Origin of the sequence: Tritonibacter sp. SIMBA_163, from assembly GCF_046535935.1 — a bacterium.
Taxonomy (GTDB): domain Bacteria; phylum Pseudomonadota; class Alphaproteobacteria; order Rhodobacterales; family Rhodobacteraceae; genus Epibacterium; species Epibacterium scottomollicae.
This window is the reverse complement of record NZ_JAWJBP010000656.1, coordinates 1-262: the sequence shown is the minus strand read 5'-3', so window position 1 is coordinate 262 and position 262 is coordinate 1. Positions and strand designations below refer to the sequence as shown.

At 69.8% G+C, this 262-nt stretch carries 1 protein-coding gene; it reads left to right on the top strand.

Features of this window, described 5'->3' with window-relative positions:
• Nucleotides 1–262, top strand: a 262-nt coding sequence (locus tag R0J92_RS23935) for an NAD(P)/FAD-dependent oxidoreductase (protein ID WP_411053513.1), incomplete at both ends; no start/stop codon positions are given.

Below are 262 nucleotides of genomic sequence, written 5' to 3'. Positions count from 1 at the left end.
ATCCAGGGGGCGCTCTGGGACCCGGACGCGGGCCTCGTGACCCCGCGCTCGCAGACCGTCGCGGGCGAGATGGTCCAGGCGGCCGAGAAGACCGGCAAGCTGGAGACTTTTCCCAACACACCCTGCACCGGCCTCGAGATCGAGAACGGCCGCATCAAGGGCGTACACACGAGCCGCGGCTACATCGAGACCGACAAGGTCGTCGTTTGCGCGGGGCTGTGGGGGCGCCTGATCGCCGAGATGGCGGGCGAGGACCTGCCGG